This is a genomic window from Erwinia sp. 9145, assembly GCF_000745075.1.
Classification (GTDB): Bacteria; Pseudomonadota; Gammaproteobacteria; order Enterobacterales; family Enterobacteriaceae; genus Erwinia; species Erwinia oleae.
This window is the reverse complement of record NZ_JQNE01000001.1, coordinates 3,537,798-3,551,102: the sequence shown is the minus strand read 5'-3', so window position 1 is coordinate 3,551,102 and position 13,305 is coordinate 3,537,798. Positions and strand designations below refer to the sequence as shown.

Here is a 13,305-nt window from a genome sequence, read left to right as displayed (position 1 = left end):
CGGTTACAAAGGCACCTTATAACAATGACCCCCGGAGCAGGACTATGGCGCGCAAATTCACTCTTTCCCTGATAGCGGCAACGCTTTCTCTTTCTGCGCTCACCGCGCAGGCTGTCGACGTCACCGTCGCTTACCAGACCTCAGCGGAGCCAGCCAAAGTAGCCCAGGCGGACGGGACTTTCGCCAAAGAGAGCGGCGCGAAGGTGGACTGGCGCAAATTCGACAGCGGCGCGAGCGTGGTGAAAGCGCTGGCCTCCGGCGATGTGCAAATTGGCAACATCGGCTCCAGCCCGCTGGCGGTCGCGGCCAGTCAGCAGGTGCCGATTGAGGTCTTTTTGCTGGCCTCTCAGTTAGGCAACTCCGAAGCGCTGGTGGTAAAGAAAGAGATCGCCAGCCCGAAAGATCTGATCGGCAAACGCATTGCCGTACCGTTTATCTCTACCACGCATTACAGCCTGCTGTCGGCGCTGAAGCACTGGGGCATCAAGCCTAATCAATTGCAGATTGTTAACCTTCAGCCACCGGCCATTATTGCTGCCTGGCAGCGCGGCGACATCGACGGCGCCTATGTCTGGGCGCCTGCGGTCAATGAACTGGAAAAAAGCGGTAAGGTGCTGACCGATTCAGATCAGGTAGGCAAATGGGGATCGCCAACGCTGGATGTCTGGGTAGTGCGCAAAGACTTCGCCAAAGCGCATCCTGATGTGGTCACCGCCTTTGCCCGCAGCGCGCTGGCGGCACAAAAAGCCTACCTCGATAACCCTGAACAGTGGCTGAAAACGCCTGAAAACCTCAGCAAGCTGTCTCGCCTGAGCGGCGTGCCGGAAGCGCAGGTGCCGGGCCTGGTGAAGGGTAACACCTATCTCCCGGCCAGCCAGCAGGCAGCACAACTGGCGCAGCCGGTGAATAAGGCGATTGGCGACACCGCAAAATTCCTCAAAGAGCAGGGCAAAGTGCCGCAGGTTGCCAGTGATTACAGCGACTACGTCACCGATCGCTTTGTTAAACCGCTCGCGCAGTAACCGGAGGTTTTATGCTTTCCGTTTCGCATCTGACCGCTGACTATGAAGGGAATCTGGCGCTCAACGATATCAACCTGTCGATTGATGCGGGTGAACTGCTGGTTGTGCTTGGGCCGTCCGGCTGCGGCAAAACCACGCTGTTAAACCTGATCGCCGGGTTCCTTCCTGCTGCCTCCGGAACGATCACGCTGGAAGGCAAGCCGGTCACCGGCCCTGGCGCAGAGCGCGGCGTGGTGTTTCAGCACGAAGGCCTGTTGCCGTGGCGCAACGTCGTGGATAACGTCGCGTTCGGGCTGCAACTGGCGGGCATGGCAAAGGAAGCCCGCCATGAGATCGCCCGGCAGATGCTGAAGCAGGTTGGGCTGGAGGGTGCGGAGAAGAAATTCATCTGGCAGCTCTCCGGCGGCATGCGCCAGCGCGTCGGTATTGCGCGCGCGCTGGCGGCAGATCCCCAACTGCTGCTGCTCGACGAGCCTTTCGGGGCGCTGGACGCCTTCACCCGCGAGCAGATGCAGGAGCTGCTGCTTACGCTGTGGCGTAAAAGCGGTAAGCAGGTGCTGCTGATTACGCATGATATTGAGGAGGCGGTCTTTCTCGCCAGCGAATTAATCCTTCTTTCGCCGGGGCCGGGACGGATTATTGAGCGACTGTCGCTCGATTTTGGCCGCCGCTATACCAATGGCGAATCCTGTCGCGCCATTAAGTCCGATCCTGAATTTATTGCACGCAGAGAGTACGTGCTGAGCCAGGTTTTCGAACAGCGCGAGGTGTTTTCATGAGTCAGTTAACCACGGAAAAAAGCGCGCAGCCGCGCCTGCGCTGGCCGCTCAGCCGTCAACTGACCCTCAGCGCGGCGACGATTGTCGTGCTGCTGACGCTGTGGTGGGCCGTCGCGTCGCTCGCGCTGGTTCCGCCGCTGTTCCTGCCGCCGCCGCAGCAGGTATTTCATCAGCTTCTTGTCATTGCCAGCGCACAGGGCTTTATGGATGCCACCCTGTGGCAACATCTTGCCGCCAGCCTGACGCGTATTGTTACCGCGCTGGTGGCGGCGGTGCTGATCGGCGTGCCGGTGGGCATCGCCATGGGGCTGAATGAAACCGTGCGCGGCATTCTCGATCCGCTGATTGAGCTTTACCGCCCGGTGCCGCCGCTGGCCTATCTGCCGCTGATGGTTATCTGGTTCGGCATCGGCGAAACCTCAAAAATCTTGCTGATTTATCTGGCGATTTTTGCGCCGGTAGCGATGTCCACGCTGGCGGGGGTGAAAAGTGCGCAGCAGGTACGACTGCGCGCCGCCCGTTCGCTCGGCGCCAGCCGCTGGCAGGTGCTGTGGTATGTGGTGCTGCCGGGCGCATTGCCGGAGATCCTGACCGGCCTGCGGATAGGACTGGGCGTCGGCTGGTCAACGCTGGTTGCCGCCGAACTGATCGCCGCCACGCGCGGGCTTGGCTTTATGGTGCAGTCCGCCGGTGAGTTTCTCGCCACCGATGTGGTGCTCGCCGGGATCGCCGTTATTGCCATTATCGCTTTCACCCTCGAACTGGGGCTGCGCGCCCTGCAACGCCGTCTCACCCCCTGGCATGGAGAACATGTATGAACGAACGTCTGACCATCACCGCGCTTGGCCCGCATATTGGCGCGCAGGTTTCTGATATCGATTTAAGCCGTCCGCTGAGCGATGCGCAGTTTGAGCAGCTTTATCATGCGATGATCCGCCATCAGGTGCTTTTTTTCCGCAACCAGCCGGTGACGCCACACCAGCAGCGCGCGCTCGCCGCGCGTTTTGGCGATCTGCATATTCATCCGGTCTATCCTCACGCGCCGGACGTGGAAGAGATTATCGTGCTGGATACGCATGACAACAACCCGCCGGATAATGATAACTGGCACACCGATGTGACCTTTATTGAGACGCCTCCTGCCGGTGCGATTCTGGCGGCGAAGCATCTGCCGGAAAGCGGCGGCGACACGCTGTGGGCCAGCGGTATCGCTGCCTGGGACGCGCTGTCCGAACCGTTTAAAGTGCTGCTGAGCGGGTTGAACGCGGAGCATGATTTTAAAAAATCCTTCCAGGAGTACAAATACCGCAAAACCGAGGAGGAGCACGCGCGCTGGAAGCTGGCCGTGGAGAAGAATCCGCCGTTGCAGCATCCGGTTGTCCGCACGCATCCGGTCAGCGGTAAAAAGGCGCTGTTTGTGAACGAAGGGTTTACCACGCGCATCGTGGAGCTGAGCCAGAAAGAGAGCGACGCACTGCTGGCGTTCCTGTTCGCCCACATCACCAAACCTGAATTTCAGGTTCGCTGGCGCTGGCAGGAGAACGATCTGGCGATTTGGGATAATCGTATTACTCAGCACTACGCCAACGCGGACTATATGCCGGCACGTCGCATCATGCACCGGGCAACCATCATGGGCGACAAGCCTTTCTGAAACGCCCGCTTCAGGAAGGCGCGTGAGCCAGCGTTTCCAGCGGCACGGGTTTGCCAATCAGGTATCCCTGCTGATAATTCACGCCCAGTTCCGCCAGCAGGCGGCTCTGGGCGTCGGTTTCGACATACTCCGCCACTACATCCAGATTTTTCTCGCGTGCGATGTCGCAGATAGACTTCACGATCAGCCGATCAAGACGGTCATTTTCAATATTTTTAATGAAGATGCCGTCAATTTTTATGATATCGGCGTTGAGCCGTTTTACGCGTTCGTAGTTGGCGAAACCGGTGCCAAAATCATCGATAGCGATACGAAAGCCCGCATGGCGAAGGTTTTCAATAGCGATGCCCGCCGACTGACTGTTCAGCAACGCCTGTTCTTCCGTCACTTCAAATATGACGCTTTCGTGCGGCACGCCGTGGCGTTGGAAAATCGCTTTGATGGTGTCAACAATACCCGTCTGTGTCAGCGTCATCGGCAGCAGGTTGATGGCCAGTCGGGGCGTCTTCTGATGGGTGGAACGGTGGCGGTAGATAAACGCAACCGTCTCTTCTGTCACCAGACGATCAAAGGCCGCGCTGAGGTTGAAGGCGCTAATCAGTGGGACAAACGTTTCGGGTTGTAGCATGCCCTCGTCCGTGACCAGGCGGGCCAGTACTTCGTAATAGCACGCGTGGGTGTGTACTTCAGAAATGGGCTGCGCATAAAGGACAATCTGGCGTTGAGCAATGGCTCGCCTCACCGTTTGCAACGTATGCAACTGCGCCGAAGCCTGATGGATCAGCGTTTCGCCATTTTCATCAAGCTGCGAAATGCCACCGGCAGAGGCAAACTGTTTGGCGAGCAGGCTGAGTTGCCCAATCAGCCGATACAGGTCGTCGCGTTCGGCATCGAACTGGCCAAAGGCAAAGGCATAGCTGAGATCGATGACGTTGTTTTGCCAGTTGAGTTCAAGCGCCTGAAGGTCGTGTTGCATCGTTTCAAGCCGCTGCGGAACCTGTTCGCCGTTTAAAAAAAGAAGTATCCCATCCCCGGCAAGCAGATAAACGCCCTCATTCTGACTCAGGCAAATTTTCAGGGTGTCGGTCAGCGTACGCCGACACCAGGTTCGCATCGTCAACCCATAATGCCGGCCCAGAAACTCCAGATTACCAATGGAGATATAACAAAGCGTGCCGGCAGGGTGCGATTTCAGATGGTGTTCCAGCGCGCGGAGGTTGGGCCGCAGCTCCACGGGGTCGGTGAGGGACAGGGCGGTTACGCGCTGTTGCGTTCGCTGATTCTTCCAGTAAGTCGCAGAAAAAAAGACCAGACAGACGGTAAATGCGATAAACGTGGACGCCATAAAGGTCACGGCAAAAATATTACTGGTGCTCAGCACGTCCTGATTAAAATACATCAGCAGAAAACAGCTCAGCGCCCAAAGTATAATCATCAGGGATGGGGTAAAACGCGTCACTCCCCAGGTGAAGAGAATAAAAATGAGCGGGATAAGATAACTGGCTATCAACTGATGATGAAAGGGCGAACAGAAAATTATCAACAGCGCCGACAGCAGGCTGAAACCCATGATGGCGCTCAAACGGTTTTCTCTCGCCAGCAGATTTCTGTGACAGGTACGATAGAATTTTCTGGCCCAGGTGGGATTCGCTACCATTCGCAAAGGGAAATAAAAAAGAATCGAGAACACCACGGCAGAAATGATCATATTTTGCAGGCTGGTAATGGTGTACATATTTATTGCGCTGCTGAAATAGATACTGAGATTTTCCGGAATGGGAAACAGCATGCCCCAGATAACCATTAACAGCCTTGAGAGCACCGGCGCCAGCATATTCATCAACAGCATCCGAATGCCAATGCCGTTGTTGCCCAGGTTGAACCGCCAGCGTCGGCCAAGAATGTTTCTTGCCAGCCAGGCACAGATCACTATCGGCAGCAGCATTGTCAGCGCCAGGCCCGCCGCCATTGAGCCAGAATAGGAAAAGAAGTAGCTGGCATAAAAGGAGAGGAACAGCGGAATAACCGCCGCGCGACCTAACAGATAAATGACGGCGATAGCTAAACCATAGGGAAGGTAGCCGACAAACAGCTTGCTGCCATCGATAACGATGGCGGGTGACAATATCCTCGCCAGGGGCATGATCAGCAGAAGCAAGATAAAAACGAAAACGCTTTTGCTGATAAAGCGGTAAGGGTTTTTCTTCATTATGCTTTTCCGGACTGTGTCACGCGCGTGGACGTTGATAGTAAGGAAGATGAATTACTGACACAAGAAATATGCCAGAAAAACCCGCATTGGTGAAAGGCCTGTTACGAACAGGTAGACTGATGTTGCTGCCCGGTAAGCGCACTGAAAATAGATCAATGAAAGACCGCTACCCTGAAACGAGCAGAGCGTCCATCGTTCAGTTTTTCAGGGAATCATGTAAAATAGTTGCGATCGGCTAAATCAGTTACAAGGAAAAGTAAAATGAAGAGAGAAATCACCGAGGCGTGCCTGCTGGAAAATGGTTTTACGGAGAAAGAAATAACTATTTTTAATAATATTCTTTCACAAGTTGAAAATAACAGGCAATGTTATGAAAACTTGTTAGTTGATCTTCGGAAGAGGTTTTTTGGGGGCTGTATTTTACTCTTTGTTATCGTCATTTTTATGGCGCCCTCTACGATCAGGGAGGATTTCAACGGCGTGATAATTAATATCGCTCTCTTCACCGGAACGGCGCTTCTTGCTTATTATATTATTCCTTTAAAACTTGGCTGGAAAGCCTGTCGTTTTCTCAAAAAAAATTAGCCGGGTTGTGCTACTCTTCTTTTAACGCTTTCCAGGTACTTCCTGTTTCGAGAAGCTTTGTTGACGCTCCTGTAACCTTAAGCGCTAATGCTGGCTTGCTGAGTGTATTTACTTTTCTGTAGTAATCTCCAGGAAGATAATTGTAAAGGCGCCAGGCTTCTGGTTTGACGGTGAGTTTCAGTAGTCCGTAATATGATGTCGTTAAATCTACCGTTTGGTAGGCTAACACGCCCAGCTTTTCGTCAAAACCTAAAAATCAGTTACAAGGAAAAGTAAAATGAAGAGAGAAATCACCGAGGCGTGCCTGCTGGAAAATGGTTTTACGGAGAAAAATATTAATTTTCTTCGTAAGATTCTTGCCCGTCCTGAATCAAAAGGACAGACGTTACATTCTCTTATCGATGATTTAAGGAAAAGATTTTGGGGAGGCGTCTTATGTCTCCTGATTATGACAGTAGTCTGTTTGTACTGGTTAGTGAATTATGAAAAAACTCATGCGCTCGCTTATATTGTGACGATTATATTTGGTGTCCTTGTTATTTTCCATTTGACACCCTTCAGTTTATCCCTGAAAGCGTACAGATTTCATAAGAGAATGAAATGATTTTTATTCAGAACTGTCAATGTCGTCGCCTGCTTTTAGTCCCTTTATAATTGAAGTGGTACCTTTTAATGCAAGTGCGCCGGTATTCATATTTGAGACTTTGCGATAAAAATCGGTGGCAAGGTAACGATACAGGCGCCATGCATCTGGCTTTAATATCAACCTGAGATCGCCGTGCCGGGATGTCGTGAGGTCAATCGCATGACAGGCAGGTTGTCCAATTTTTTTATCGAATCCTGAAAAACGTGCGGCATCGCCATAAAATTCCTGGACAAACACGGAAAGGAAATCATATATGAATAATGACCTGTTTCCCAGAATTGATGGCGTGACGGGCGAGTCAGCGGATGCAAATCATAAGGGATGGATTAATATTGATTCTTTTGGTTGGGGAGCGAGTCAGACAGGGAATATGAGCGCCGGCGGTGGAGGTGGGACAGGTAAGGTCCAGTTTCGGGATCTGGATGTTCAGACCCGTATTGATAAAGCGACACCTGCTATTATGACGTTTATCGCCAGCGGCAAACATATTAATACGGTAAACATTAAAAGTAAAAATCCACTATTGGGAGCAGAGCGCAACAGGCGGAAAAGGGCCTGAGTCAGCGTCTGGCTGGAATATAAAAGAGAATAAGAGTTTTTAATCCCCCGCCGCAAATAACGATTGCGGCAAGGAGAGTATTTATCAGGCGTTGAGCATATTTTCCAACTGCTCCTGTGCCTCCAGCCAGCTCATTTCACACGCTTCAAGAGAGGATTTCGCCTCGGCCTGCTGTTTCAATGCGGCGGTGAGTTCCGCTTTGCGTGACGGATCGTAAAGCGTGGCGTCACCTAACAGCGCCTCCGCTTCCGCCAGCTGTGCGTTGAGCTTCTCCATCTGCTTTTCACACTTTTCCAGCACCTTACGCAGCGGCTGCGTTTGTGCGCGCAGTTCCGCTTCGCGACGCTTCTGATCTTTACGCGCCTGCGCGCTGTTTGCACCTTCCAGTTTCGGTTCGGCCTGAGCGGTTTGCTTCTGTAGTTCGCTCAGCCACTGCTGGTAATCTTCCAGATCGCCGTCAAAAACTTCCACTTTTCCATCGTGAACCAGATAGAGATCGTCCGTGGTGGAGCGAAGGAGATGCCTGTCATGCGACACCACCACCATTGCGCCGTCAAAATCAATGAGCGCTTCGGTCAGCGCCTGGCGCATGTCCAGATCGAGATGGTTGGTTGGCTCATCCAGCAGCAGCAGGTTAGGGCGCTGCCAGACAATCAGCGCCAGCACCAGGCGCGCCTTTTCACCGCCGGAGAAACGCGCGGTATGTTCGGTGACTTTATCGCCCTGAAAGCCGAAACTTCCCAGGAAATCACGCAGCTGCTGCTCGGCGATCTTCGGCGCAAGACGGGCCAGATGCTGAAGCGGCGATTCATCTGCCCGTAAGAATTCAAGCTGATGCTGGGCGAAGTAGCCGAGGCGAACGCCTTTCGCCAGACCGATATCGCCCTGCACCGGCGCCAGTTCGCCCGCCAGTAGCTTAATTAAGGTGGATTTGCCCGCGCCGTTTCGGCCCAGCAGACCGATGCGTGAACCGGGCACCAGATTGAGCTTAATGGCGTCCAGAATGGTGCGATCGCCGTAGCCCGCACTGACTTTTTCCATTTTCAGCAGCGGATTCGGCAGGCTTTCCGGTTCGCGAAAGCTGAAGGTGAAGGGATTATCGACGTGTGCAGGCGCGATCAGCTCCATCCGCTCCAGCATTTTGATGCGGCTCTGCGCCTGTCGCGCCTTGCTGGCCTTGGCCTTGAAGCGATCGATAAAACTGTGCAGGTGCGCCACTTTTTTCTGCTGATGCTCAAACAGCGACTGCTGCTGTGAAAGCCGGGTGGCGCGCTGAATTTCAAAGGCGCTGTAGTTGCCGGTGTACTCAAAAATAGTTTGCTGCTCAATATGCAGAATCTTATCCACCACCGGATCGAGAAAATCACGGTCGTGGGAAATCAGGATCAGCGTGCCCGGATAGCTTTTTAACCAGCGCTCCAGCCAGATCACCGCATCGAGATCGAGGTGGTTGGTTGGTTCATCAAGCAGCAGCAGATCGGAGCGACAGATCAGCGCCTGCGCCAGGTTGAGCCGCATCCGCCAGCCGCCGGAAAAATCACTGACCGGACGCTGAAGCTGTTCCTGAGAAAAGCCCAAACCGTTAAGCAGCGTGGCGGCACGCGACTGTATTGTCCATGCCTGGATGGCGTCCAGTTTGCCATGCAGCGTGGCGATGGCGTTGCCGTCGTTGACGTGATTTGCGTGCGCCAGCTCAGCTTCAAGCTGGCGGAACTCGCGGTCGCCATCGATCACGTACTCAATGGCGGGCATCGGTAGCGCGGGCGTCTCCTGATTCACCCAGGCCAGCGACCAGTTGCCGGGACAGCCGAAGCTGCCCGCATCGGCGCTTATCTCGTTTTTGAGCAGCGAGAGCAGCGTGGATTTGCCACAGCCGTTTTTCCCCACCAGACCCACTTTCTGTCCGGGGTTGATGGTGGCGGTGGCATTGTCCAGCAGGACGCGGACACCGCGTCGAATTTGTAACGAGGAGAAGACAATCATAAGCGCCGTAATGTCAGAATATGTTAAATTAAATCCATAACTGGATTTCAGAGTCGTTGATTCTGTTGCGTCGGGCATGGTAGCGGATTTTACCTGCCGTGACGACGATTTGGAGGGGAATGATGGCACAGCCGCCGAAAGTTTTGCTGCTGTACGCTCACCCGGAATCACAAGACTCGATCGCTAATCGCGTTTTGCTACAGCCGGCTGAGCAGTTACCTAACGTGACGGTGCACGATTTGTATGCGCACTATCCGGATTTTTTTATCGACGTCCACCATGAGAAACAGCTTTTACGTGAGCACGACGTTATCGTTTTCCAGCATCCGCTTTTTACCTATAGTTGTCCGGCTCTGCTGAAAGAGTGGCTGGATCGCGTGCTGTCGCGCGGATTCGCCAGCGGCCCCGGCGGTAACGTGCTGGAAGGCAAATACTGGCGCAGCGTGGTCACCACCGGCGAACCTGAAGCGGCCTACCGTCAGGAAGGCCTTAACCGTTATCCGCTATCCGAGATTATGCGTCCGTTCGAGCTGACCGCGCAGATGTGCCGCATGCACTGGCTGACGCCGATGATTATTTACTGGGCGCGTCGTCAGTCACCTGAAATGATGAAGAAGTACGCGCGGGCCTACGCTGACTGGCTCGCGGCTCCCTTACCCAATGGAGGACGTTGAATGGAAGGACAAAGCCTCCTGACCGCGGGCGTGGTCTACCTGTTTGCAGCGGTGATTGCCGTGCCGATTGCGGCGCGCATCGGTATTGGCGCGGTGCTGGGCTATCTGCTGGCGGGCATAGCGATTGGCCCGTGGGGGCTGGGATTTATCAGTGACGTCGAGGAAATTTTGCATTTCTCCGAGATGGGCGTGGTCTTTCTGATGTTTATTATTGGCCTGGAGCTGAAGCCATCGAAGCTCTGGGAGCTGCGGCGTTCCATCTTTGGCGTCGGCGCGGCGCAGGTGGTTTTCAGTGCGGCGCTGCTTGGCGGACTGCTGTGGCTGACGAATTTCTCCTGGCAAGCGGCAACCATTGGCGGTATCGGCCTGGCGATGTCCTCTACCGCGATGGCGCTGCAACTGATGCGCGACAAAGGCATGAACCGCAATGAGTCCGGCCAGTTGGGCTTTTCGGTGCTGCTGTTTCAGGATCTGGCGGTGATCCCGGCGCTGGCGCTGGTGCCGCTTCTGGCGGGCAGCGATAGCGGTCATACCGACTGGATGAAGGTCGGCATGAAAGTGATCGCCTTTGCGGGCATGTTGATTGGCGGGCGTTATCTGCTGCGGCCCATTTTCCGTTTTATCGCCGCCTCCGGCGTGCGGGAAGTGTTTACCGCCGCAGCGCTGCTGCTGGTGCTGGGCTCCGCGCTGTTTATGGATGCGCTGGGCCTTTCAATGGCGCTGGGAACGTTTATTGCCGGCATCCTGCTGGCGGAAAGCGAGTATCGCCACGAACTGGAAATCGCCATCGATCCTTTTAAAGGGCTTCTGCTTGGCCTGTTCTTTATTTCTGTCGGCATGGCGCTGAACCTGGGCGTGCTTTATACCCACATCATTGAAATTGTGGTGGGCGTGGTGGCGCTGGTTGCCATTAAAGCAGGTGTGCTCTACCTGCTTTCGCTGATTTACGGCCTGCGCAGCTCGGAACGGTTACAGTTTTCCAGCGTGCTGAGCCAGGGCGGCGAATTCGCGTTTGTGCTTTTTTCTGCGGCTTCATCAGTAAAATTGTTTCAGGGCGACCAGATGGCGCTGCTGCTGGTTACTGTCACGCTGTCGATGATGACCACGCCGTTGCTGATGCAAAGCGTTGACCGGATTCTGGAGCGGCGCTTTAACGAACCCGAAGACCACACGGAGCAGCCCTTCGTGGTGGATGATAAACCGCAGGTGATCGTGGTGGGATTTGGCCGCTTCGGTCAGGTGGTGGCGCGCCTGCTGATGGCCAATAAAAAGCGCATCACCGTGCTTGAACGTGATATCAGTGCGGTCAGCCTGATGCGAAATTATGGTTATAAAGTATACTATGGGGATGCAACAGAGCTTGAATTGCTGCGCGCGGCGGGTGCCGAGACGGCGCAGTCGATTGTGGTGACCTGCAACGCGCCGGAAGCATCGATGGAAATTGTCCATCTTTGCCAGCGTCATTTTCCGCACCTCAATATTCTGGTGCGGGCGAAAGGGCGCGTCGAGGCGCACGAACTGCTTCAGGCTGGCGTAAGCTATTTTACCCGTGAAACCTTCTCCAGTGCGCTCGAACTGGGTCGTAAGGCGCTGATCACGCTTGGTATGCATCCTCATCAGGCGTTTCGCGCGCAACAGCATTTCCGTCGATTAGATATGCGTATGCTGCGTGAACTGATGCCGAATCACGCCGACAGTCAGCAGATTTCTCGCGTGAAAGAGGCGCGACGCGAACTGGAAGAGATTTTCCAGGCAGAAATGCAGCATGAGAAGCGTCACGTTGACGGCTGGGACGAAGACTAATGTTGAACAGGATTGAACATGCGTAAACGTTTTATTGCCGGTGCCACCTGCCCAAAATGCCAGGCGCAGGACACGCTGGCGCTCTGGCAGGAAAATAATATTGATGTCGTTGAGTGCGTTAAATGCGGTCACCAGATGCGCGAAGCGGATAAACAGGCGCGTAAACAGGTGCGCACAAACGAGCAGGTGATCGGAATTTTCCATCCTGAGTAGCGTTATTGCTCAGCTTTTTTTAAGCTGTAACCTACAGCGGCGTTGAAATCCTTTATAATCGACGCCCAACAGAGTCCCTGAGACGCTGCCAGTCAGCGCGGGATTCAAAGCTCTCAACGGTTAGGAGTAATCATGAAAGTAGCAAAAGACCAGGTGGTTAGCCTGGCGTACCAGGTACGTACAGAAGACGGTGTGTTAGTAGATGAGTCTCCGGTGAGCGCACCGCTGGACTACCTGCATGGTCATGGTTCCCTGATTTCCGGTCTTGAGAAGGCGCTGGAAAACCATGAAGCCGGCGACAAATTCGAAGTTAACATTGCCGCTGATGAAGCCTATGGCCAGTACGACGAAAACCTGGTGCAGCGCGTGCCTAAAGATGTCTTTATGGGCGTGGATGAGCTTCAGGTGGGAATGCGTTTCCTGGCGGAAACCGATCAGGGGCCTGTTCCGGTAGAAATTACCGAAGTGGAAGATGAGCACGTTGTGGTTGATGGTAACCACATGCTGGCGGGACAGAATCTCAACTTTAACGTGGAAGTGGTCGCTATTCGCGAAGCGACGGCAGAAGAGCTGGCTCACGGCCACGTGCATGGCGAGCATGGCCATGACCACGATCATGATCACGACCACGATCATGACCACGGTAAAGGCGGTTGCGGCGGCAATGGCGGCTGCGGCTGTCATCACTAAGCGCATGATAAAAAAGGCCACCTCCGGGTGGCCTTTCGTTTTTCATGGGTTATTAATAGTGCGGCGGCGGCGTTTCTTCCGACTGTGAGGCAATCATCGAGGGAGCCGCCGCTTTAAGTTTGTCCGTCAACAGACGCATCTGTTCGCGCAGCCGCGACATCTCCAGTTCATGATGTATGACCGTCTGATTCAGCGATTCAAGCGTATGTTCCTGAAAGGCCAGGCGGCTTTCTAATACTTCAATGCGCTGTTCAAACCATGACCGATCCATGCAGTACCTCTTCTTGCTCAGGCCGCAGACGGCGCGGCGAATACTCCGATTCTAACGGGAATTTGCCTGCTGAAACAGCGCGACGCGGCTTAATTTCCTCGCTACGGTTGAAAAAAGCCTCGGATGGCTGCATCTCTGTGGTGAAACTTTCGCTGAGGATAGCGGTCGGAAGTTAACTTAGTTTTCATTGCGAGATTGAGTATTTTTCTCGCGC

General features: G+C 54.2%; 14 protein-coding genes and 2 pseudogenes. 11 read left to right on the top strand and 5 right to left on the bottom strand.

What is annotated here, in order from left to right:
* Positions 1–44 precede the first annotated feature (44 nt).
* Genes tauA through tauD form a run of 4 tightly spaced genes read left to right on the top strand, consistent with a single transcriptional unit; the run spans position 45 to position 3,455 of the window.
* Positions 45–1,022, top strand: coding sequence for a taurine ABC transporter substrate-binding protein (gene tauA, locus FA91_RS16860; RefSeq protein WP_034917542.1), 978 nt, complete (start codon positions 45–47; stop codon positions 1,020–1,022).
* A gap of 11 nt (positions 1,023–1,033) precedes the next feature.
* Entirely contained in the window at positions 1,034–1,801 is a 768-nt protein-coding gene (tauB, locus tag FA91_RS16855) for a taurine ABC transporter ATP-binding subunit (protein WP_034917539.1), read from the top strand.
* A complete protein-coding gene (gene tauC, locus FA91_RS16850) occupies positions 1,798–2,619 on the top strand; it encodes a taurine ABC transporter permease TauC (protein ID WP_034917536.1) in 822 nt (273 codons plus the stop codon). The genes tauB and tauC overlap by 4 nt, the downstream gene beginning before the upstream one ends.
* Positions 2,616–3,455, top strand: a complete 840-nt coding sequence (tauD, locus tag FA91_RS16845; protein WP_034917534.1) for a taurine dioxygenase — start codon at positions 2,616–2,618, stop codon at positions 3,453–3,455. Before tauC ends, tauD begins: the two co-directional genes overlap by 4 nt.
* A gap of 10 nt (positions 3,456–3,465) precedes the next feature.
* Here the strand turns inward: tauD and FA91_RS16840 are convergent, their stop codons facing one another.
* Positions 3,466–5,664, bottom strand: a complete 2,199-nt coding sequence (locus tag FA91_RS16840; RefSeq protein ID WP_051937254.1) for an EAL domain-containing protein — start codon at positions 5,662–5,664, stop codon at positions 3,466–3,468.
* Between the two features lie 264 nt (positions 5,665–5,928).
* Here FA91_RS16840 and FA91_RS16835 point away from each other — a divergent pair, with 264 nt between their 5' ends.
* On the top strand, positions 5,929–6,252 hold the full coding sequence (locus FA91_RS16835) for a hypothetical protein (protein ID WP_034917532.1): 324 nt from the start codon (positions 5,929–5,931) through the stop codon (positions 6,250–6,252).
* Positions 6,253–6,262: 10 nt separating this feature from the next.
* Here FA91_RS16835 and FA91_RS20645 read toward each other — a convergent pair.
* Positions 6,263–6,508: pseudogene (locus tag FA91_RS20645) on the bottom strand (DUF4225 domain-containing protein); the annotation flags it as partial.
* 21 nt (positions 6,509–6,529) lie between these two features.
* Here FA91_RS20645 and FA91_RS16830 point away from each other — a divergent pair.
* On the top strand, positions 6,530–6,856 hold the full coding sequence (locus tag FA91_RS16830; protein ID WP_034917529.1) for a hypothetical protein: 327 nt from the start codon (positions 6,530–6,532) through the stop codon (positions 6,854–6,856).
* Between the two features lie 3 nt (positions 6,857–6,859).
* On the opposite strand, the gene FA91_RS16825 is transcribed toward FA91_RS16830, so the two are convergent.
* Complete coding sequence (locus FA91_RS16825) at positions 6,860–7,135, bottom strand: DUF4225 domain-containing protein (protein WP_034917528.1); 276 nt, start codon at positions 7,133–7,135, stop codon at positions 6,860–6,862.
* Between the two features lie 16 nt (positions 7,136–7,151).
* Here FA91_RS16825 and FA91_RS16820 point away from each other — a divergent pair.
* Positions 7,152–7,500: pseudogene (locus FA91_RS16820) on the top strand (type VI secretion system tube protein Hcp).
* 41 nt (positions 7,501–7,541) lie between these two features.
* Here the strand turns inward: FA91_RS16820 and FA91_RS16815 are convergent.
* Entirely contained in the window at positions 7,542–9,440 is a 1,899-nt protein-coding gene (locus FA91_RS16815) for an ABC transporter ATP-binding protein (RefSeq protein WP_034917527.1), read from the bottom strand.
* 122 nt (positions 9,441–9,562) lie between these two features.
* Here FA91_RS16815 and kefG point away from each other — a divergent pair, with 122 nt between their 5' ends.
* The 4 genes from kefG to slyD all read left to right on the top strand — a co-directional run bounded on the left by kefG (position 9,563) and on the right by slyD (position 12,820).
* Positions 9,563–10,114, top strand: coding sequence for a glutathione-regulated potassium-efflux system ancillary protein KefG (gene kefG / locus FA91_RS16810; protein WP_034917526.1), 552 nt, complete (start codon positions 9,563–9,565; stop codon positions 10,112–10,114).
* A complete protein-coding gene (kefB, locus tag FA91_RS16805; protein WP_034917525.1) occupies positions 10,115–11,917 on the top strand; it encodes a glutathione-regulated potassium-efflux system protein KefB in 1,803 nt (600 codons plus the stop codon).
* Positions 11,918–11,929: 12 nt separating this feature from the next.
* Positions 11,930–12,130: a YheV family putative zinc ribbon protein gene (locus FA91_RS16800; RefSeq protein WP_162473390.1), complete on the top strand. Its 201-nt coding sequence runs from the start codon at positions 11,930–11,932 to the stop codon at positions 12,128–12,130.
* 132 nt (positions 12,131–12,262) lie between these two features.
* The gene (gene slyD / locus FA91_RS16795; protein ID WP_034917523.1) at positions 12,263–12,820 is read left to right on the top strand and encodes a peptidylprolyl isomerase; all 558 of its coding nucleotides are present in this window, start codon (positions 12,263–12,265) and stop codon (positions 12,818–12,820) included.
* A gap of 52 nt (positions 12,821–12,872) precedes the next feature.
* Here slyD and FA91_RS16790 read toward each other — a convergent pair whose 3' ends face one another.
* Entirely contained in the window at positions 12,873–13,091 is a 219-nt protein-coding gene (locus FA91_RS16790; RefSeq protein ID WP_034917522.1) for a protein SlyX, read from the bottom strand.
* Between the last annotated feature and the right edge of the window lie 214 nt (positions 13,092–13,305).

What these genes read in the sequence shown, in the direction of transcription:
- kefG (WP_034917526.1), top strand. Translation starts at nt 9,563, where the DNA reads ATGGCACAGCCGCCGAAAGTTTTGCTGCTGTACGCTCACCCGGAATCA.
- FA91_RS16840 (WP_051937254.1), bottom strand. Translation starts at nt 5,664, where the DNA reads ATGAAGAAAAACCCTTACCGCTTTATCAGCAAAAGCGTTTTCGTTTTT.
- FA91_RS16790 (WP_034917522.1), bottom strand. Translation starts at nt 13,091, where the DNA reads ATGGATCGGTCATGGTTTGAACAGCGCATTGAAGTATTAGAAAGCCGC.
- FA91_RS16830 (WP_034917529.1), top strand. Translation starts at nt 6,530, where the DNA reads ATGAAGAGAGAAATCACCGAGGCGTGCCTGCTGGAAAATGGTTTTACG.
- tauD (WP_034917534.1), top strand. Translation starts at nt 2,616, where the DNA reads ATGAACGAACGTCTGACCATCACCGCGCTTGGCCCGCATATTGGCGCG.
- tauC (WP_034917536.1), top strand. Translation starts at nt 1,798, where the DNA reads ATGAGTCAGTTAACCACGGAAAAAAGCGCGCAGCCGCGCCTGCGCTGG.
- tauB (WP_034917539.1), top strand. Translation starts at nt 1,034, where the DNA reads ATGCTTTCCGTTTCGCATCTGACCGCTGACTATGAAGGGAATCTGGCG.
- tauA (WP_034917542.1), top strand. Translation starts at nt 45, where the DNA reads ATGGCGCGCAAATTCACTCTTTCCCTGATAGCGGCAACGCTTTCTCTT.
- kefB (WP_034917525.1), top strand. Translation starts at nt 10,115, where the DNA reads ATGGAAGGACAAAGCCTCCTGACCGCGGGCGTGGTCTACCTGTTTGCA.
- slyD (WP_034917523.1), top strand. Translation starts at nt 12,263, where the DNA reads ATGAAAGTAGCAAAAGACCAGGTGGTTAGCCTGGCGTACCAGGTACGT.
- FA91_RS16815 (WP_034917527.1), bottom strand. Translation starts at nt 9,440, where the DNA reads ATGATTGTCTTCTCCTCGTTACAAATTCGACGCGGTGTCCGCGTCCTG.
- FA91_RS16835 (WP_034917532.1), top strand. Translation starts at nt 5,929, where the DNA reads ATGAAGAGAGAAATCACCGAGGCGTGCCTGCTGGAAAATGGTTTTACG.